The organism is Halohasta litchfieldiae, assembly GCF_002788215.1.
GTDB classification, from domain to species: domain Archaea; phylum Halobacteriota; class Halobacteria; order Halobacteriales; family Haloferacaceae; genus Halohasta; species Halohasta litchfieldiae.
The window spans coordinates 3249587-3266578 of sequence record NZ_CP024845.1 but is presented as its reverse complement, the minus strand read 5'-3'; the positions used below and the strand labels follow the sequence as shown (position 1 = coordinate 3266578).

Below are 16992 nucleotides of genomic sequence, written 5' to 3'. Positions count from 1 at the left end.
AACTCAAGCGTCAGTTTTGTCAGCATCACCTGAATCGGTGTCGACCATCTCGTCGACCGTTTCGCCACCGTCGGGTACAACATCTTCTTCGCCACCGTCAGCCGCCAGTTGGGTGTCGAGTTTGTGTTCGAACCACTGCCATTCGATGGTTCGCACGTCGTCTTGATTAAGATTCCAAGGATCGCCATCCTCGACGCGTTTGCCCTCGAACCACGAGGTGACCATGTTGTACAGCCAGATAATCTGGCCGATCAGCAGAATCAGAGCACCGAGCGTTGCGACCTGATGGAGCGTCGCGAACTCAGGCAGGTAGGTCGCGTACCGTCGCGGCATGCCGCCGTAGCCCAGCAGGATCATCGCGAGGAAGGTGATGTTTGTTCCGACCATCGTTAGCCAGAAATGGGCCTTGCCGAGGCTGGCCTGGTACATCCGCTTGGTGACAAGCGGGAACCAGTAGTAGATGCCAGCAAAGCCGGCGAACGCGATGGCCCCCATCACGATGTAGTGGAAGTGACCCACGACGTAGTAGGTGTCATGCAGCACAAGGTTAACCGGGATCGATGCGAGGAAGACACCGGTTACACCGCCGATGATGAAGTTCGAGATGAAGCCGATACAGAACAGCATCGGCGTTGTCAGCCGAACCCGGCCGTTCCACAGGGTGGTCACCCAGTTGAATGTCTTCACGGCTGATGGTATCGAAATTGCTATCGAGACCGCCATAAACGAGGTTCGGAGTCGTGGGTCCATCCCCGTCGTGAACATGTGGTGGGCCCAGACGCCAAAGGAGAGCACACCGATTGCGAGCGTGGAGTAGACGACGAATTTGAAGCCGAAGAGCTGTCTGCCTGCGAACCGCGGGAGGACGTAGCTCACGATGCCCATCATCGGCAACACGAGGACGTACACCTCGGGATGACCGAAGAACCAAAACAGGTGCTGGTATAGTATATTGCCGCCATCCGAGAGGAAGAAAGTCGTGCCGAAGTTCCGGTCAGCCAGCAACATCACCAGCGCGCTGCCCAGGAGGGGAAAGGCAAACAGGATGAGCCCCGACTGAGTGAGGACTGTCCACGAAAAGATATCGAGGTTCGCCCACGTCACCTTCTCGCCGCGCTGGGTGAAGATGGTCGCGATGAAGTTGATCGCACCCATCGTCGCGGCGACCCCTGAGAGGTGCAATCCGAGTAACAGCAGGTCGACGCCAGCCCCGCCGACCATATCACCGCTCCCACCAGCCGCCCCCAGCGACAGCGGCGTGTACATTGTCCACGCCGTCTGTGCGGGTCCGAACAGGCCGAGCGGCTTGGCGAAGAAGCCCGCCCAGATCAGGAGTGCCGCGGGCGGCAACAGCCAGAAGGCGATGGCGTTGATTCGCGGGAACGCCATGTCGTCGGCACCGATGAGTATCGGGATCAGGTAGTTTGCGAAGGCTGCGATAATCGGTGTTCCGAAGAGGAACAGCATCGTGATTCCGTGGCTCGTCAGGAGACCGTTGTAGGTTGCAGTTCCGAGAATCGATTCGGTCGTGATGAGATCCAACCGCATCACGGTGACCATGAGCCCGCCGACCGCGAAGGCAAATATCCCGTAGAGTCCGTAGAGGATGCCGATGTCCTTGTGGTCGACAGTTGTGAGCCAGCGAACGATGCCAGCGGGTTTCTCCTCGTCGACGTAGCCCGAGTTGTCGATGAACGAGCCACCGCCGACTGGCGTGTAGGATCGCCAGTTTTCGACCCGTGTGAGCCACGTGGCGACAGCGACGAGGAACACCCCCATCAGCACGGTCACTGCGATCTGCGCGTTAATCGACATACCGTTTCACCTGCTCCGTGTCAGATGAGGTGGCATACTGGGTTAACTCCGTCATAGATTAGTTGTGCTCTACCTGCTCGTTTGGAGGCCGGGTCAATCAGTATTCAGTTGGCGAGTGCCAACTTTTTAACTACCCCCAGGTCCTCGGCGAAGGAGTAGTCAAGTCATATGGGTCCACTTGAGATAGTCTGGCGTCCAGAAGCCGATCAAAAGTTCTTGTGATAGATTCACGCTCTATCTCTTGGACGTCAACTGGTAGCAATGTCTACATACTGTGTGTTGTGTCACCAGGGTAGGCAAGAGCCACGTCAGTAACTGAGAATAGATGCCATCGACCGAAAACTGCTCAGTCCAGTGAGATCGCCCGTCCCTCCTCGGAGGACCGGTAGATCGCGTCGATGACACGCTGGACGGCCAACCCTTCGTCGACGGTGTTTCGCGGTGGGGCAGTCCCGCCGCCAACGTGTTCGAGGAAATATTTTTGTTCGGTTTTGTGGGTATCACTGGCGCGTGTTTCGATCTCGGCGTCGGTGAGGTGGTCCCGACCGGCTTTGCTGTCCTCGTAGATCGTGAGCTCGTGGCTCGACCGGTCGAACTTCGCGCCGGCCTCGGTACCTCGGAGCACGAACTCGTCGTTGGTCGGGCGGTTGGCTGCCCACGCGACGTCCAACGAGATCGTCTGGCCCTTTGCGGTTCTAATGAAGGCGCTGACCGAGTCGTCGACGTCGAACCCCTGTGGCCCGATGTCGTCGCCCCACATCTCGACGAAAGCATAATCCTCGCGGGTGCCGAACTGCGAGCGAGCGGTTCCGGACACTTCGGCAATCTGTGGAAAGTCGAGGAAGTAGAGCGCAAGGTCGATGGCGTGGACGCCGATATCGATCAGCGAGCCGCCGCCGGCGACCTCCTTGGAGGTAAACCACGAACCACGACCGGGAATCCCCCGCCGCCGGACGTAGTTGGCCTCGATATGCGAAAAGTCGCCGAACCGGCCGTTGGCCTGATACTGTTTGATTACTTCGACGGGTGCCGAAAACCGGTTGTTGAAGCCGACCATACAGAACCCATCGGCGGCGTGGGCAGCCTCGACGATTCGCTCGGCGCTTTCGAGAGTGTGGGCCAGCGGCTTTTCGAGGAGGACATCGAGTCCTGCGTCGAGTGCCTTGACCGTATACTCCTCGTGGAACCGATTGGGTGTTGTGACGAACAGCGCGTCGGCAACCTCCAACAGGTCGTCGACCTGCTCGTAGGTCGAAACGTTGTATTTCTCACTGAACGCGCGTCTCGCGTCGCCCGAGATGTCGACGCCGCCGACGAGGTCGGCCGTCTGATCGCCGAGGAGGTCGGCATGATAATGCCCGATACCGCCGAGACCAACGATTCCGATCTGTGGTGGGGTGGACTGCATTGCTGTATTTGACTTACTCCTGTTTATAAACGCCACGCTGTGGTGTCCCCCAGTCGTCGGCCGTGAGAGACCACCGACATCGACAGCATGAGAGACGCAACGCTCTTAGACGTGTTGAAACTGAACCTTCAGTGTCAATAAACCCTATGACGAGTCAGATTTCCGTACTGTCCGTCTTGGGGTTGTGGTCCCGGTCAGCTACTCACTGTTCGGTCCGACGAGGTGACGGGTCGACAGCCCGACGAGATGGGGGGCCTCGTCGAGGATGATCGCCTCAGTCGCCAACTCGACGGCATTTCGACTCCCCGGCAGCACGAACACCGGCGTATCGCGGGCGATTCCCGCGGTCGCCCGGGAGGCAATCGTTCTGGGACCGATCTCCTCGTAGGATAGTTGGCGGAACAGCTCGCCAAACCCCGGTAACTCGCGGTCGAACCGCTCCGACACCGCATCCGGCGTTACGTCATCGATTGTCGCCCCAGTCCCGCCGGTCGCAATAACGAAGTCGACTGTTGGATCGTCGAGCAACTCGTCGAGGGCTCGCTGGATGGGTCCGATCCCGTCGGGCACCAGTCGACGGTCGACGACTCGGTGGTCGGCGGCCTCTAGCAGCGACTCGATCCTGTCGCCGCCGGGGTCTTCGGGGTCCGTCGCGTTGGCCCGCGAGGTCGAGACGGTGATGATCGCCGCCTGAAGCGGCGAAACGATGTCGTGGCCGTGGTCGTCGGTGGTCCGTCTAGCGGAATCGGTCGTTGCGGTTCGATCCGGATCGGATGGCGTCTCTGGCATCTCGGTCCCAACTGGTCGACACCGGATTATAAAACGGCTGTTTGAGCGTGTGAATATCTCACAAATGATCAACCGGGTAAATGTGGCTGGAGGCTGATATCCGAATGCGGCTCCACGGGGGCGGGACACGGTTCCGACCGGAGTCGCACTCCGGAGTTGCCAGCCGACCGAGAGACCGACCCGATTAACAAACATACGTCTGGGTGAAACCCACTGTCACTGAGAACTGGTGGCGGTGATGTCATGGGCACCGACGTCGGTCGACTGACTGGACACACCACCACGGTATCCCGCCAACCACCCTAGCGCCAACCAAGCACCCCACGTCTTCGGTCTCTGCGCCCATTTTTGATATGCACCTCAACTGGTGAGCCATGGGCGTCGACAGCGTCGACTGTGAGTGGGTTGTGTCGAGAGGTCGGTCGACTCCCAACCAGTGTACTGTGAGCGACCGAGACACGAATCCCGAGAGAGTTACATTGGTGCAACACGTTGTCTCCTGCAGTGGACAGAAACGGACTCATCCTCGGCGTATCGGCAGTGCTGTTCGGCATCACTGCCCTCATGCTGATCGTCGGGGTCGTGGTGAATCCGTTTTTCCTGTTAGCCGCCATTCCGTTCGGTGCCTCGGCGTATCTACTGTGGTATCAGGCCAGTGGGAAACTCGCCGACCGGATCCGGTCGAATCCCGACTCCTACGCCCGCTCGCCGGGCGGCGACGCCGGCCCCGGCTCGTTCGATGCTGGTCCCTTCGAGGGCCGATTTTCGGATGAGCGAACCCGACGGAACCGCCGGCGCTCCCGGTCGACCGCAGGAGCCGAGCAAAGCGATTTTTCCCCGTCCAAAGCCCGCCAAATCCTCGATGTCGACGCAACCGCCGACGAGACCGATATAAAGACTGCCTACCGCCGGAAAGCAAAGGAGCACCATCCCGACACTGACTCCGGCGACGAGGAGATGTTTAAAAAGGTAAGCCAAGCCTACGAGACGCTCAGCGAGTAGGTTCGGTCTTCTCCGCGGTCGACACAGTTGGTTGCCAGTCACGCCCTCGGAATGTCACTGTAGCACACACTATGTCACACCTCACCAACCATGCCATGGATAGACACGGCATGAAAAGCGTTTTACTACCCCCTCACGAACGGCTTTCTATGAGCGCGGATCGGGCCGCTTTACAGCAGGCCCTCAAGCGCGGTGAACAGGACGGCGGCCACATCGAGTTCAAAGAACGACTCACACGGGAACTCCATCTGGCCGACGGCCGGATGGAGAGTCTAGCGGCCCAACTCCGTCACCGAGTTCTCTCGGGTGACGGCGAGGCCACCTATGTCGTCGGCGTCACCGACAACGGCGGCATCGCGGGCATCGCACCCGAGGAGTTCTCCGAGACGATGGATGTGCTTTCGTTGCTCGCCGAGGAGGCGGGTGCCCATATCGAAAACGTCGACACTTGGAGCGCCGGCGATGACGGACTAGTTGGCATGGCGACGATCCGCGAGGGATCGATGCTGACCGCCGACAACGGCCACATCGTCATCGGGACGGCGGGGCACGTCGACCACGGAAAATCCACGCTCGTCGGTTCTCTGGTCACTGGCGAACCTGACGACGGCGACGGCTTCACGCGGAGCTTTCTCGATGTCCAGCCCCACGAGGTCGAACGCGGTCTCTCGGCTGATCTCTCGTATGCCGTCTACGGCTTCGACGAGACGGGCGATCCAGTTCGGATGGATAACCCACACCGGAAAACTGATCGCGCACGTGTGGTCCAAGAGGCCGACCGACTCGTTTCGTTCGTCGACACTGTCGGTCACGAGCCATGGCTTCGGACGACGATCCGCGGCCTCGTCGGCCAGAAACTCGATTACGGATTGTTGGCTGTTGCGGCCGACGACGGCCCGACGAAGACGACCCGCGAGCATCTTGGCATTCTGTTGGCGACCGATCTACCGACGATTGTGGCAGTGACGAAAGTCGACGCCGTCTCACCGGAGCGCGTCGTCGAGGTCGAAAAGGAGATCGAGACGCTGCTGCGGGACGTCCAAAAGACACCCCTTCGCGTCGAGCGCTACGGCGTCGAGACCGCTGCAGGCGAACTCAACGAGACGGTCGTGCCAATCATTCGAACGAGTGCGGTTCGCGGCGATGGGATGGATGACCTCGACCGGCTGTTCGAGACCCTCCCCAAGCGGTCGACCGACGAACACAGCGAGTTCCAGATGTACATCGACCGCACCTACAACGTCACCGGCGTCGGCGCGGTCGCCTCCGGCACGATCAACGCTGGCACCGTCTCCGAGGGCGACGAACTCCTGTTGGGACCGATGTCGGATGGGAGTTTCCGCGAGGTCGAGGTGCGGTCTATCGAGATGCATTACCACCGGGTCGACACGGCCAAAGCCGGGCGGATCGTCGGCATTGCGCTCAAGGGTGTCGACGAAAGCGAGGTCAAACGCGGGATGGCACTGCTCCCGCGCGAGGCTGACCCGGATCCGGTTCGCTCGTTTGAGGCGGAGGTGATGGTCCTTAATCATCCGACTCGAATCACCGAGGGGTACGAACCCGTCATCCATCTGGAGACACTCAGCGAGACCGCGGTCTTCTCGCCGGAGGGTGGCAAACTGCTCCCCGGCGACACAGGCACAACGACAGTCGAGTTCAAATTTCGGCCCTACTTCGTCGAGGAGGGCCAGCGGTTCGTCTTCCGTGAAGGCTCCAGTAAAGGTGTGGGAACCGTGGTTTCAGTCGACGATTAAGACTGTTTAGGTGTCGACTACTATCCGAGTTGATGGCAGTAGCCACTAGTTACGTGATGCGATAGCCACCGGCGGTCCGCTCTGCGGCGTCACACAGTACGAACCACTCTGCCAGCCGTCGCAGTCGACGCCGTCGCACCCGCTTGTGGTCGGTGCCGTGGTGGTGTCGCTCCCACGTCGGTAGGTCGACCGCCCGTCTGTCGAGATCGTCGAGCGACAGTGGTTCCTCGGTGGCTTCAAGCGCGGCATACAGTTCACGCGCCCCATAGACGTTGTCGAGCAGTCGGTCGACCAGCCTGCTTCCGGTCACTTCCTCTCGCTGCCGTCGGTAGCCACTCGGCGTTTGGTCGACTACGCCGAGTGCTCGCAGAAACGTAAGCCACTCTCGTGCGTCGTCCTGATCGTCGATTCCGATCTCCTCAGTACGGTCGACGAGTCGCCGGAGGGAGTCGGATTCGCTGGCCGGGACGAGCGGAATCGCCCGCTGGGCGTCGATGACCGCTTCAACGGTGGCTGGCGGCTCAGGCACCCACTTGAATCGCATCTACTGGATGCCGAACGACTCGGCGACGAGTTCCTCGTCGGTTTCGCCAAGGACGTAGGTCGCGCCGTCGACCACGTCGATAGTGACCTTGGCTGGCGCGAAGATGCTCTCGTCGACGTCGTAGAAGTCCCAGTCGGCGTCCTCGAAGATGCGCTCGAAGGGGACGCCGTACTCTTCTCTCGCGTTGGAGGGGACCTGATCGAAGACGTTCGATTCTTTGCGGACCTGGAGGTAGACCTCGCCGCCGTAGGCCAGCGCGTCGTTGGTTCGGCCCATGGCGACCGACTCGTTGTAACTCACTGGGGCAACTGGGGCGCGACCCGTTGCCGAGAGGATCTCCGACGGCGGATAGCCGAGTTCCGAGAGGCGGAACACCGCGAGTTCGGCCGCACGGGCGGCCATCGAGACGCTACCTGCGGTCGACCCGGCGGCGTAGGTCGGCAGAAAGACGCTGGTCGGCTCGACGTTACTGAGGTCGGCGACGTGTTCGGCGATCCGGTCGTTCGGCAGATCGATACTCTCGACGGTTAACACGGCGAAATCGAACTCGTCGTAGTAACCCATGCGTTCGAAATCGGTTTCTTGGCCGACCAGCGCACGGGCGGGACCGGAGCCGAGGCCGTTGTACTCCTCGAAATCCAGCTCCCAGCCTGCCTTCTGCGAGCAGAGCAGGGCAATGCCGGGATGGTCGGTCGTCAGTTCGACGTAGGGAATCGGCGCGCCGCCGATCTGGTCCATCTGCGTATAGATCGTTGCCAGGCCAGCAGTCTGAATATCGGCCAGCATGAGACCGGCTTCGATGCCGCCGTCGGCGGCCACACCGAAGTCGATCACCGTTGCGCCGCAGTCGAGTTCAGTGGGGACGACACCGAGTTCCTCGGCGAAGTCGAGTGCCTCGTCGACGAGCTCGACTGCCGAGCGATTGATGCTCTCCATACCCCACGGTTGGCCGTCGTCTCCTAAAGGGATTCGCAGTTGTCCCGCGGTTCTGACTGGCTAGTCGTTCCGTGGCTCACGGCCGAGAACCTCCTCGACGGCGTCGACTTTCTCGGCGGCGGTTTCGTCGCTGGCCCGCTTGTCGTCGATCTTGAGAACCGTGCTCACTCGGTCGGCGTCGACCGCTTTGTGGGCGTCGCCGACCGCCGCCAGCAGCGTGTCGATATCATCGGCTTCGATGACGGTTCCCATCGGGTTGGTCTCATAGCTGATGTCGTGGCCATCGAGGGCGTCGACGGCTGCAGCAACCTCTTCGGCCATGCTATCTTCGATGACGGGGGCAACACTCAGGAGTGCGATGACAGTCATGGGTCGACTGTCGAGGGTGAGGCCCCTAACTCCCGTGGTTAGGGTTTCGTATTGTCGACGGGGCCGAGAGGTCGGTCCAGCGGAAGCTTCAAACAGTCGTCGGAAAGAGGATCGGTATGCGTCGTCGACTGCTTGCGGGCTGTACGCTCGTCGCTATTGTAGCGACTGTAGGGAGTCTCTACTTTAGCGAGATTGCCAACCTTTCGCCATGCCCACTCTGCTGGTACCAGCGCATCCTGATGTATCCGCTCGTCGTGATTTTCGGCGTGGCGACCTTTGAAAATCGGCCTGCGGTCTGGAAGACGGCTCTCCCGCTGTCCGGACTGGGAATCGGCGTTTCGGCCTACCACACGGTACTCCAGCTTACGCCAACTGCTCAGTGTTCGGTCGGCATCGGCTGCGGCACGATCCAATGGCAGGGCCTCGCTGTCTTCACCATCCCACGGCTCGCGCTGCTGGCGTTCGTCCTTATTACCGCAGGGAGTGTCGTCCTCGTAGTCCGTGATCGGCAATAGGGTGAGCTGTCGACGGCTGTCTTGGTGAGTGATTCCACCCATGAGTAGTCGACAGCCGTTGCTCGCAGATGTTGTGTTCGGGAAAAGATGCGTCGGCCGAGATTTGAACTCGGGTTGTAACCATGGCAAGGTTACGTGATACCACTACACTACCGACGCGTGCTGCGGTTCTTCGCATTTACTTCTAACTGGAGGTAGGTGTATAAGGGTTGCGAAACAGCGGTCCTGTGAGTGTGAAAACCACACGACAGAGGTGGAATTCACGACACTCTCTGGAATCCCGATCCGACCTCGTGAAACTCCACGTAGTAAGAACGGCACCCCGTTGGACTTCGAACCCCGGTATGCTCTAGTTGACCGCTAGAAGAACGTACAGAGAGCTGCCATCACGGTGATTGGCTGTCGTATTCGAGTCGGGAGAGACCACTCGATTGCGGTGTCGACCGGGTGGTAAATGTTATTTTAACATCTAATTGAAACGTGTAGGATTAGGTTAGCACCGTTTATCTATCCATAACAAACCCACAGCAGTCGGAGTACGAGACGAAAGCCGACCGGAAACAATCGGTGATACAGAGGAAGTAGCCATCGAGCCAGCAGTGGCTCGGTTGCTTCCTTATCCTACGAACACACAACATGAATTCAACACGATACACAGCAGTGCTCAGTGGATTCGTCGCTCTTCTCATGATAACATCACTGTTCGCCCCGGTAGCGTACGCACAGAGTCAACAGGATGACACCCAATCAGAAGACGACAGTATCTCGTACCGTATTGTCCAGGGCGATCAGGAGGTCTCGGTCGAACCAATCGAGGGAGATGTCCCGGTCGAAGAGTTCTATGACTATCGGTACCCCTACCAGAGCCGAGACAACCTCTCTTGGGGACGGGCGTTCAGCTCACAAGGGACAACCCAGTACCAACAGGAAGACACGAGTATCCTCATGCTGTACGAGGGGCCCAACGGCGTCAGTCTCGTTGCGGTTCACGACAAGTACTACGAGAACGCCGAGAACGGAACGCCGGGTAGCTCGGTGAGTTGGGAGATTACTGGCCTGCCGGACGACGGTGAGTGGGCTGTTATTGACGACGATTACGATTGGCGGAACGAGACAACCGAAAAAGACGATATCCATCAGCTCGCCGAGGATCATCAAGCCGGGGCCGCCGGAAACGATGGTGAGCCGCCGGAGGACGTCGACGCCCGACTGAGTTGGGTCTGGACGACCGGCCGAAACGACGGGATGGCCTACCGTGGCCTCGGCCAAGACGACGTGTCGATAACGATTGACCCGGCGTTCAACGAAGAATCCTACCATCGATACGGCGATACCCGCCGGCCTGACGAGGATCCCGACGATCCAACTGAGGGGCCGGAGTACAACGGCACGATAGACGACTGGCAGGTGATCACCGCAACTGACGACGGAGACGACTTCAGGCGCGTCTGGTTCGACAGTCTCGAACAGGATGTCACGATTGAAACCGTCGACGAGCCCCCCGAACCGACGGTTTCGGTCGCCGGACCCGAGACTGCAACTGTTGGCGAGGAGGTAACGTTCAATACCAGTAACACAACCGACAACGTCGAGAGCTACGAGTGGACTGTCAACGGCACTACTGTGGAGTCGACCAATGAATCAACGCTAACCCATCCGTTCAACGAGACGGGGACAGCCGAAGTCGAAGTGACAGTGTCGACCGCCGACGATCAGACAGCCACCAACTCGACAACAGTCGAGGTTGTCGAAAGTGAGGGGACGTCGACCGGTCAGACGCCAGGCTTTGGCCCGATCCTTGCGTTGGTCGCGTTGGTTGCTGCGATGCTCTTCGCAGTGCGACGGTCAAACACATAATCGCCTTCCAGTCGTCGTTAGACGTCTGGCGGTACCGTCTGTATATTTTCTTGTTCACGCGTGCGCGCTTGCTGTGATCCAAGCGTGAGTGGCCGGTAGTCGAGTATCTGTGAGTGGCCGGTAGCGACCGGTTGGTCGACTCGCTGTTCCCAACCACGGTACAGTTTGTCGCGTGGTATGGCACACCAACCAACGGCGTACTTTCCGGATAGACGTGCTCTACGGGTCGTGTGAAGGCGACACAGGGGGCACTCATTCCGCTACCCTTTTAGGTCCCCATTGGGAATCCAAAATACAGTCTAGTGACGAGGCACACCCGATGGACGGACTAACACTACTGGTTCCGTCGTCGATCATCCGAGAAGCCGAGGACAAACGCGAGGCAACTCGCAAGCTCGGCTACGTCGCCCGCGCGGCGACGGTGTTTCGGGCTGATCGACTTCTCATCTTCCCAGATCGGGAGGGCGAACGTCGGTGGGGCGAAGAGTTCGTCCGCGTTGTGCTGCAGTACGCTGCGACGCCGCCATACCTCAAACGCGAGGTGTGGGGGCAACGCGACGAACTGCAGTTCGCGGGCATACTCCCTCCGCTCCGGGTTTCGTCACAGACCGTAGCCGATCCAGCCGGATCGGTTACACATCAAGGAATCGTGACCAAGGTCGGATCTGAAGGCCGCGTTCGGGTCAATTGCGGACTGCAACACCCGATCTCGCTCATGGTGCCGCCGAATATGGCGACACCCGCTGAGGGGGAGCGCGTCACCGTCAGGATCTCTTCGAGAGAACCGGTCCGTGCACGGCTCGTCGACGAGGCCCCACCGGGCTTCGACGTCGAAAGCACGGACCTCTCGGCAGCCCTCGACGACGAATCGGGGCTACGGATCGCCACGTCAGCCTATGGGGAAGAACTGTCCCATGGTCGACTCGGTGATCTCCTTCCGCAGATCGCGGATGGAGCAACCGTCGCCTTCGGCTCGCCCGGCAGAGGGCTTCCGGAAATACTCGGGATTGAACCCGAGGCAGTCTCGGCCGCAGTCGCGGCTGGAGACCATGTCGACTCCGATCCGGGGTTCGACCGCTGGCTCAATACGATTCCGCGACAGGGCAGCGAGACGGTGCGAACGGAGGAAGCAATGTTCGCGTCGCTCAGCTGTCTCACGCTCACGGAGTAACTACATGCCACAACCAAGCAGACCACGCAAAGGCTCGCTGGGCTACGGCCCGCGGACGCGTGCAACCGACGAGGTTCCACGCATTCGCTCGTGGCCAGACGACGACGGAGCAGCGGCTCCACAGGGATTCGCCGGCTACAAAGCTGGCATGACCCACGTTGTCATGGTCAACGACGAGGCAGACTCGCCGCGTGAAGGAATGGAAGAGTCCGTTCCTGTCACCGTCGTCGAGGTTCCGCCAATGCGGGCGGTTGCCGTCCGAGCCTACAAAGACACGCCGTATGGACAGAAGCCGATCACCGAGGTCTGGGCCACCGAGTTCGACGAGAATCTCGACCGCGCTCTGGACCTCCCGGCAGAAGACACCTTCGAGCAGGATTCGGAGGCCCTTCGGGAACTCATCGACGACGGTGAGGTAGACGACCTGCGTCTCATCACTCACACCGTCCCCGGTGACAACAAGAACGTCCCGAAGAAGAAACCCGACATCATGGAGACACGCGTCGGCGGCGGCTCGCTTACGGACCGCGCCGACCACGCACTCGACCTCCTCGAAGACGGCGGCGAACACAGCTTCGACGACGTGTTCCGAGCCGGCGAGTATCTCGATGTCTCGGGTATCACGAAGGGGAAAGGAACACAGGGTCCCGTCAAACGATGGGGCGTCCAGAAACGGAAGGGCAAACACGCCCGTCAGGGATGGCGTCGACGGATCGGCAACCTCGGTCCGTGGAACCCATCCCGGGTCCGTTCGACCGTTCCCCAGCAGGGACAGACCGGCTACCAGCAGCGAACCGAACTCAACAAACGTATCATCTCCATCGGCGAGGGCGACGACGCCTCCGTCGACGGCGGCTTCGTCGATTACGGCGAGGTCGATGGTGACTACGTGCTGATCAAGGGTTCAGTTCCGGGGCCGAACAAACGGCTGCTGCGGTTCCGCCCGGCCATCCGGCCGAACGACCAGCCACGCCTCGATCCCGAGGTTCGGCACGTCTCAACCGCATCTAACCAGGGCTAACTATGCAGGCAACAGTACGCGACCTGAACGGTGACGACGCGGGGACCGTCGACCTCCCAGAGGTCTTCGAGACCCATTACCGCCCGGATCTCATCAAACGGGCAGTCGTCGCCGCCCAGGCAAACCGGAAACAGGCCTACGGTGCAGACAAACTCGCAGGACTCCGAACCCCCGCCGAGTCGATGGGTAGTGGACGCGGTATGTCCCACGACCCACGACAGAACGGCGTTGTTCGTCGTGTCCCACACGCAGTCAGTGGTCGACGTGCACACCCACCGAAGGCCGAAAAGGACCAGGGCAAGACGATCAACCGAAAGGAGCGACAGCTGGCCACTCGGTCGGCCATCGCCGCAACCGCCGACGCCGAACGCGTCGCCGAACGTGGCCACGAGTTCGACGCTGATCTCGAACTCCCACTCGTCGTCTCCGACGAGTTCGAAGACCTCGTGAAGACCCAGGAGGTCCTCGGACTGCTCGAGGAACTCGGCATCGCCGACGACATCGAGCGCGCCGAAGACGGCAAATCGGTACGCGCCGGACGGGGAACGACCCGTGGCCGGAAGTACCAAGAGCCAACCTCGATCCTCTTCGTGACCAGCGACGAGCCATCGAAGGCAGCCCGCAACCTCGCGGGTGTCGACGTGGCAACCGCCGGCGAAGTCAACGTCGAGGATCTCGCGCCCGGCACACACGCCGGACGCCTGACGCTCTTTACCGAGAGCGCACTCGATGAGGTGGCAGACCGATGAGCTCGATTCTTCACCATCCGCTGGTGACCGAGAAGGCGATGAACGAGATGGACTTCGACAACAAGTTGCTCTTCATCACTGACATCGACGCCACCAAACCTGAGATCAAGAAGGAAGTCCAGGACCGCTACGACGTGACTGTCGAGGGTATCAACACCCAGATCACGCCGAAAGCACAAAAGAAGGCGACACTCGCGCTCAGCGACGACGACGACGCGACTGAGGTTGCCTCACGAATCGGAGTGTTCTAAAATGGGACGTAGAATTCAGGGACAACGACGCGGTCGTGGTGGCCCAACGTTCCGGGCCCCCTCCCACCGCTACAAAGCAGAGCTCTCGCACAAGAAGTCCGAAGAACACGACACCATCACCGGCGAGGTCGTCGGCATCGAGCACGACCCAGCCCGGAGTGCTCCGCTCGCGGACGTGGAGTTCGAAGACGACGACCGTCGACTCATCCTCGCACCTGAGGGTATCACGGTCGGCGAGACGATCCAGGTCGGCGTTTCCGCGGAGATCAAACCCGGCAACACGCTGCCGCTGGGCGAGATCCCCGAGGGGATCCCGGTCTGTAACGTCGAAAGCTCACCCGGCGACGGCGGCAAGTTCGCCCGGTCGACGGGTGTCTCCGCACAGCTGATGACCCACGACCGGAAGGTCGCGGTCGTTCAGCTGCCCAGCGGCGAAGTCAAACGGCTTAACCCTGAGTGCCGAGCCACCATCGGCGTTGTTGCCGGTGGCGGTCGAACGGAAAAACCGTTCGTCAAAGCAGGGAACAAACACCACAAAATGAAAGCACGCGGTACGAAGTACCCGCGTGTCCGTGGGGTTGCCATGAACGCCGTCGACCACCCATTCGGTGGTGGCGGTCGACAGCACCCCGGCAAGCCGAAGTCCGTCTCGCGGGACGCACCACCGGGACGCAAGGTCGGTGACATCGCCTCGAAGCGAACCGGACGCGGCGGCAAAGGAGGACGTGACTAATGAGTAGCACAGAATATCGAACTGGCCGAGAGGGCGAGTTCACATACCGCGGTTACGACCTCGACGAGCTCCAGGATATGGACCTCGACGAGGTGGCAGAACTGCTCCCCGCTCGACAGCGGCGAACCATTCTCCGTGGTCTCTCCGAGGAACACCAGAAGCTCCTCGACAAAGCCGACGGTAAAGGCGACGAGGAGACGGCCAACAACCCGATCCGAACCCACCTGCGGGACATGCCGGTCCTGCCGGAGTTCGTCGGACTCACGTTCGCCGTCTACACCGGACAGAGCTTCGAGCGCGTCGAGATCGAACCCGAGATGATCGGGCACTATCTCGGCGAGTTCCAGCTTACCCGTAACTCGGTCGAACACGGACAGGCCGGAATTGGCGCGACCCGTTCATCGAAGTTCGTGCCCCTCAAGTGAAATCATGGGAATCAACTACAGCGTCGAGGCCGACCCCGACACCACCGCGAAAGCGATGCTTCGGGAGCGGCCCATCAGCCTGAAGCACAGCAAGGCCATCTCGAAGGCGATCAAAGGCAAGACCGTCGCCGAGGCCGAGGAGTACCTCGACGGCGTCATCGCTGGCGATCAGTCAGTGCCGTTCAAACAACACAACACGGGCGTCGGTCACCGCTCGGATATCGACGGCTGGGATGCCGGTCGCTACCCGAACAAGGCCTCGAAGGACTTCAAGAAGCTCCTCGAAAACGCTCGAAACAACGCCAACAACCAGGGCTTCGACGGCCCCGAGATGGTGATCAAACACCTCGCTCCCCACAAGGTGGGCGAGCGTGCCGGTCGAAAGCCTCGTGCGTTCGGCCGTGCCAGCGCGTGGAACACCACGCTCTGTGACGTCGAAGTTATCCTCGAAGTACCGGAGGCAGAGCAATAATGGCAGACGAACACCAGTTCATCGAAAACGGCCTGCAGCGCGCCCAGATCGACGAGTTCTTCGGTGACGAGCTCGGCCGCGCAGGCTACGGCGGCATGGATATCGCCAAAACCCCGATGGGGACCCAGATCGTCCTCAAAGCCGAAAAGCCAGGAATGGTTATCGGGAAAGGCGGCAAGAACATTCGGAAGATCACCACCGAACTCACCGAACGGTTCGGGATGGAAGATCCCCAGATCGACGTCCAGGAAGTCGACGAGCCGGACCTCAACGCCCGGATCGTCGCCGACCGACTGGCCAACGCACTCGAGCGTGGCTGGTACTTCCGGAAAGCCGGTCACACCACCATCGACCGCATCATGGACGCCGGCGCACTCGGCGCCGAGATCGTCCTCAGCGGTAAGGTGACCGGTGCCCGATCGCGCGTCGAGAAGTTCAACCGCGGCTACATCAAACACAACGGTGAGCCAGCCCAGACCGTCGTCGACGAGGGTCAGGGCGTCGCCGTGATGAAGCTCGGTACCATCGGCGTCACTGTCAAAATCATCCCACCGGGAGCCGTGCTCCCCGACGACTTCGAGATCCACGACGATGTGGATGTCGACGACGTCGAACAGGCAGACGACGGCGAAAGCGTCGAATCGCTTCTCGCAGAAGAGCCTGAGGACGTGCCGGATGTCACCGAAGACGAGCCTGAGGCCGAGGAGGTCGAGGTTCCTGACGAAGATCCCGCCGAAGTCATCGACGAGGAGATCGTCGAGGAAGTCATTGATGAGGAGACCGCAGACGCGGACGACTCGGACGATGACGCCGACGAAGCCGACGCCGACGAGGCAGCGGCAGACGATGACGAAGAGGATCTCGACGAGGACGTTGCCGAAGAGGCAGCCGACCTCGTCGCCGAGATGGAAGACGAAGACGACAACGAGGAGGACCAATAGATGGCCATTCTTCACGTCGAAGAGATGCGCGATATGACGACCGCCGAGCGAGAGGTCGAACTCGAAGAGCTCGAAACCGAGCTGCTGAACCTCAAGGCCCTACAGGCCGCCGGTGGCGTTCCGGAGAACCCGAGCGAACTCAAAGAGCTTCGCCGGACGATTGCGCGACTCAAGACGGTCCAGAACGAAGAAGGCGACTTCGAGAGCGAGGCCGCTGCCTCGGACGACGACGAATAACGA

General features: G+C 60.6%; 19 protein-coding genes and 1 tRNA gene. 13 read left to right on the top strand and 7 right to left on the bottom strand.

Annotated features, from left to right (window positions below):
- Positions 1-3 precede the first annotated feature (3 nt).
- The 3 genes from HALTADL_RS16670 to HALTADL_RS16660 all read right to left on the bottom strand — a co-directional run bounded on the left by HALTADL_RS16670 (position 4) and on the right by HALTADL_RS16660 (position 4012).
- The gene (locus tag HALTADL_RS16670; protein ID WP_100190902.1) at positions 4-1779 is read right to left on the bottom strand and encodes a cbb3-type cytochrome c oxidase subunit I; all 1776 of its coding nucleotides are present in this window, start codon (positions 1777-1779) and stop codon (positions 4-6) included.
- A gap of 382 nt (positions 1780-2161) precedes the next feature.
- A complete protein-coding gene (locus HALTADL_RS16665; protein ID WP_089673474.1) occupies positions 2162-3223 on the bottom strand; it encodes a Gfo/Idh/MocA family protein in 1062 nt (353 codons plus the stop codon).
- Positions 3224-3421: 198 nt separating this feature from the next.
- A complete protein-coding gene (locus HALTADL_RS16660) occupies positions 3422-4012 on the bottom strand; it encodes a MogA/MoaB family molybdenum cofactor biosynthesis protein (RefSeq protein ID WP_089673475.1) in 591 nt (196 codons plus the stop codon).
- A gap of 504 nt (positions 4013-4516) precedes the next feature.
- Between HALTADL_RS16660 and HALTADL_RS16655 the strand changes: the two genes are divergently transcribed.
- Entirely contained in the window at positions 4517-5014 is a 498-nt protein-coding gene (locus HALTADL_RS16655; protein ID WP_089673476.1) for a J domain-containing protein, read from the top strand.
- A gap of 149 nt (positions 5015-5163) precedes the next feature.
- The gene (locus HALTADL_RS16650; RefSeq protein WP_089673477.1) at positions 5164-6768 is read left to right on the top strand and encodes a GTPBP1 family GTP-binding protein; all 1605 of its coding nucleotides are present in this window, start codon (positions 5164-5166) and stop codon (positions 6766-6768) included.
- 49 nt (positions 6769-6817) lie between these two features.
- Here HALTADL_RS16650 and HALTADL_RS16645 read toward each other — a convergent pair whose 3' ends face one another.
- The 3 genes from HALTADL_RS16645 to HALTADL_RS16635 are packed head-to-tail and all read right to left on the bottom strand — an operon-like array spanning position 6818 to position 8617.
- Positions 6818-7312 carry a hypothetical protein gene (locus HALTADL_RS16645; RefSeq protein WP_089673478.1) on the bottom strand — a complete coding sequence of 165 codons (495 nt, stop codon included), beginning with the start codon at positions 7310-7312 and terminating at the stop codon, positions 6818-6820.
- Positions 7313-8248, bottom strand: a complete 936-nt coding sequence (mch, locus tag HALTADL_RS16640) for a methenyltetrahydromethanopterin cyclohydrolase (protein ID WP_089673479.1) — start codon at positions 8246-8248, stop codon at positions 7313-7315.
- Positions 8249-8308: 60 nt separating this feature from the next.
- Entirely contained in the window at positions 8309-8617 is a 309-nt protein-coding gene (locus tag HALTADL_RS16635) for an MTH1187 family thiamine-binding protein (protein WP_089673480.1), read from the bottom strand.
- A 116-nt stretch (positions 8618-8733) separates the two neighbouring features.
- On the opposite strand from HALTADL_RS16635, the gene HALTADL_RS16630 reads away from it, so the two are divergent.
- Positions 8734-9132: a disulfide bond formation protein B gene (locus HALTADL_RS16630; RefSeq protein WP_089673481.1), complete on the top strand. Its 399-nt coding sequence runs from the start codon at positions 8734-8736 to the stop codon at positions 9130-9132.
- Between the two features lie 88 nt (positions 9133-9220).
- Here HALTADL_RS16630 and HALTADL_RS16625 read toward each other — a convergent pair.
- Positions 9221-9291: transfer RNA gene (locus tag HALTADL_RS16625), tRNA-Gly, on the bottom strand.
- A gap of 528 nt (positions 9292-9819) precedes the next feature.
- Between HALTADL_RS16625 and HALTADL_RS16620 the strand changes: the two genes are divergently transcribed.
- From HALTADL_RS16620 to rpmC, 10 genes are all read left to right on the top strand, one after another.
- Positions 9820-10989 carry a PGF-CTERM sorting domain-containing protein gene (locus tag HALTADL_RS16620; protein WP_162551746.1) on the top strand — a complete coding sequence of 390 codons (1170 nt, stop codon included), beginning with the start codon at positions 9820-9822 and terminating at the stop codon, positions 10987-10989.
- Positions 10990-11308: 319 nt separating this feature from the next.
- Positions 11309-12160, top strand: coding sequence for a putative RNA uridine N3 methyltransferase (locus HALTADL_RS16615; protein WP_089673483.1), 852 nt, complete (start codon positions 11309-11311; stop codon positions 12158-12160).
- A gap of 4 nt (positions 12161-12164) precedes the next feature.
- Complete coding sequence (locus tag HALTADL_RS16610; RefSeq protein WP_089673484.1) at positions 12165-13181, top strand: 50S ribosomal protein L3; 1017 nt, start codon at positions 12165-12167, stop codon at positions 13179-13181.
- A 2-nt stretch (positions 13182-13183) separates the two neighbouring features.
- Positions 13184-13930, top strand: coding sequence for a 50S ribosomal protein L4 (gene rpl4p / locus HALTADL_RS16605; protein ID WP_089673485.1), 747 nt, complete (start codon positions 13184-13186; stop codon positions 13928-13930).
- Complete coding sequence (locus HALTADL_RS16600; RefSeq protein ID WP_089673486.1) at positions 13927-14181, top strand: 50S ribosomal protein L23; 255 nt, start codon at positions 13927-13929, stop codon at positions 14179-14181. Before rpl4p ends, HALTADL_RS16600 begins: the two co-directional genes overlap by 4 nt.
- Before the next feature lies 1 nt (position 14182).
- Positions 14183-14914: a 50S ribosomal protein L2 gene (locus HALTADL_RS16595; RefSeq protein ID WP_089673487.1), complete on the top strand. Its 732-nt coding sequence runs from the start codon at positions 14183-14185 to the stop codon at positions 14912-14914.
- Complete coding sequence (locus tag HALTADL_RS16590) at positions 14914-15339, top strand: 30S ribosomal protein S19 (RefSeq protein WP_089673488.1); 426 nt, start codon at positions 14914-14916, stop codon at positions 15337-15339. Before HALTADL_RS16595 ends, HALTADL_RS16590 begins: the two co-directional genes overlap by 1 nt.
- A gap of 4 nt (positions 15340-15343) precedes the next feature.
- Positions 15344-15811, top strand: coding sequence for a 50S ribosomal protein L22 (locus tag HALTADL_RS16585; RefSeq protein ID WP_089673489.1), 468 nt, complete (start codon positions 15344-15346; stop codon positions 15809-15811).
- On the top strand, positions 15811-16752 hold the full coding sequence (locus HALTADL_RS16580) for a 30S ribosomal protein S3 (RefSeq protein ID WP_089673490.1): 942 nt from the start codon (positions 15811-15813) through the stop codon (positions 16750-16752). Before HALTADL_RS16585 ends, HALTADL_RS16580 begins: the two co-directional genes overlap by 1 nt.
- Positions 16753-16989 (top strand): 50S ribosomal protein L29, encoded by a 237-nt coding sequence (gene rpmC / locus HALTADL_RS16575; RefSeq protein ID WP_089673491.1) that lies wholly within the window; start codon positions 16753-16755, stop codon positions 16987-16989.
- Positions 16990-16992 lie beyond the last annotated feature (3 nt).

Coding starts and splice junctions, on each gene's coding strand:
- HALTADL_RS16670 (WP_100190902.1), bottom strand. CDS start 1,779: ATGGGGGTGTTCCTCGTCGCTGTCGCCACGTGGCTCACACGGGTCGAA.
- HALTADL_RS16665 (WP_089673474.1), bottom strand. CDS start 3,223: ATGCAGTCCACCCCACCACAGATCGGAATCGTTGGTCTCGGCGGTATC.
- HALTADL_RS16660 (WP_089673475.1), bottom strand. CDS start 4,012: ATGCCAGAGACGCCATCCGATCCGGATCGAACCGCAACGACCGATTCC.
- HALTADL_RS16650 (WP_089673477.1), top strand. CDS start 5,164: ATGAGCGCGGATCGGGCCGCTTTACAGCAGGCCCTCAAGCGCGGTGAA.
- HALTADL_RS16645 (WP_089673478.1), bottom strand. CDS start 7,312: ATGCGATTCAAGTGGGTGCCTGAGCCGCCAGCCACCGTTGAAGCGGTC.
- mch (WP_089673479.1), bottom strand. CDS start 8,248: ATGGAGAGCATCAATCGCTCGGCAGTCGAGCTCGTCGACGAGGCACTC.
- HALTADL_RS16635 (WP_089673480.1), bottom strand. CDS start 8,617: ATGACTGTCATCGCACTCCTGAGTGTTGCCCCCGTCATCGAAGATAGC.
- HALTADL_RS16630 (WP_089673481.1), top strand. CDS start 8,734: ATGCGTCGTCGACTGCTTGCGGGCTGTACGCTCGTCGCTATTGTAGCG.
- HALTADL_RS16620 (WP_162551746.1), top strand. CDS start 9,820: ATGATAACATCACTGTTCGCCCCGGTAGCGTACGCACAGAGTCAACAG.
- HALTADL_RS16615 (WP_089673483.1), top strand. CDS start 11,309: ATGGACGGACTAACACTACTGGTTCCGTCGTCGATCATCCGAGAAGCC.
- HALTADL_RS16610 (WP_089673484.1), top strand. CDS start 12,165: ATGCCACAACCAAGCAGACCACGCAAAGGCTCGCTGGGCTACGGCCCG.
- rpl4p (WP_089673485.1), top strand. CDS start 13,184: ATGCAGGCAACAGTACGCGACCTGAACGGTGACGACGCGGGGACCGTC.
- HALTADL_RS16600 (WP_089673486.1), top strand. CDS start 13,927: ATGAGCTCGATTCTTCACCATCCGCTGGTGACCGAGAAGGCGATGAAC.
- HALTADL_RS16595 (WP_089673487.1), top strand. CDS start 14,183: ATGGGACGTAGAATTCAGGGACAACGACGCGGTCGTGGTGGCCCAACG.
- HALTADL_RS16590 (WP_089673488.1), top strand. CDS start 14,914: ATGAGTAGCACAGAATATCGAACTGGCCGAGAGGGCGAGTTCACATAC.
- HALTADL_RS16585 (WP_089673489.1), top strand. CDS start 15,344: ATGGGAATCAACTACAGCGTCGAGGCCGACCCCGACACCACCGCGAAA.
- HALTADL_RS16580 (WP_089673490.1), top strand. CDS start 15,811: ATGGCAGACGAACACCAGTTCATCGAAAACGGCCTGCAGCGCGCCCAG.
- rpmC (WP_089673491.1), top strand. CDS start 16,753: ATGGCCATTCTTCACGTCGAAGAGATGCGCGATATGACGACCGCCGAG.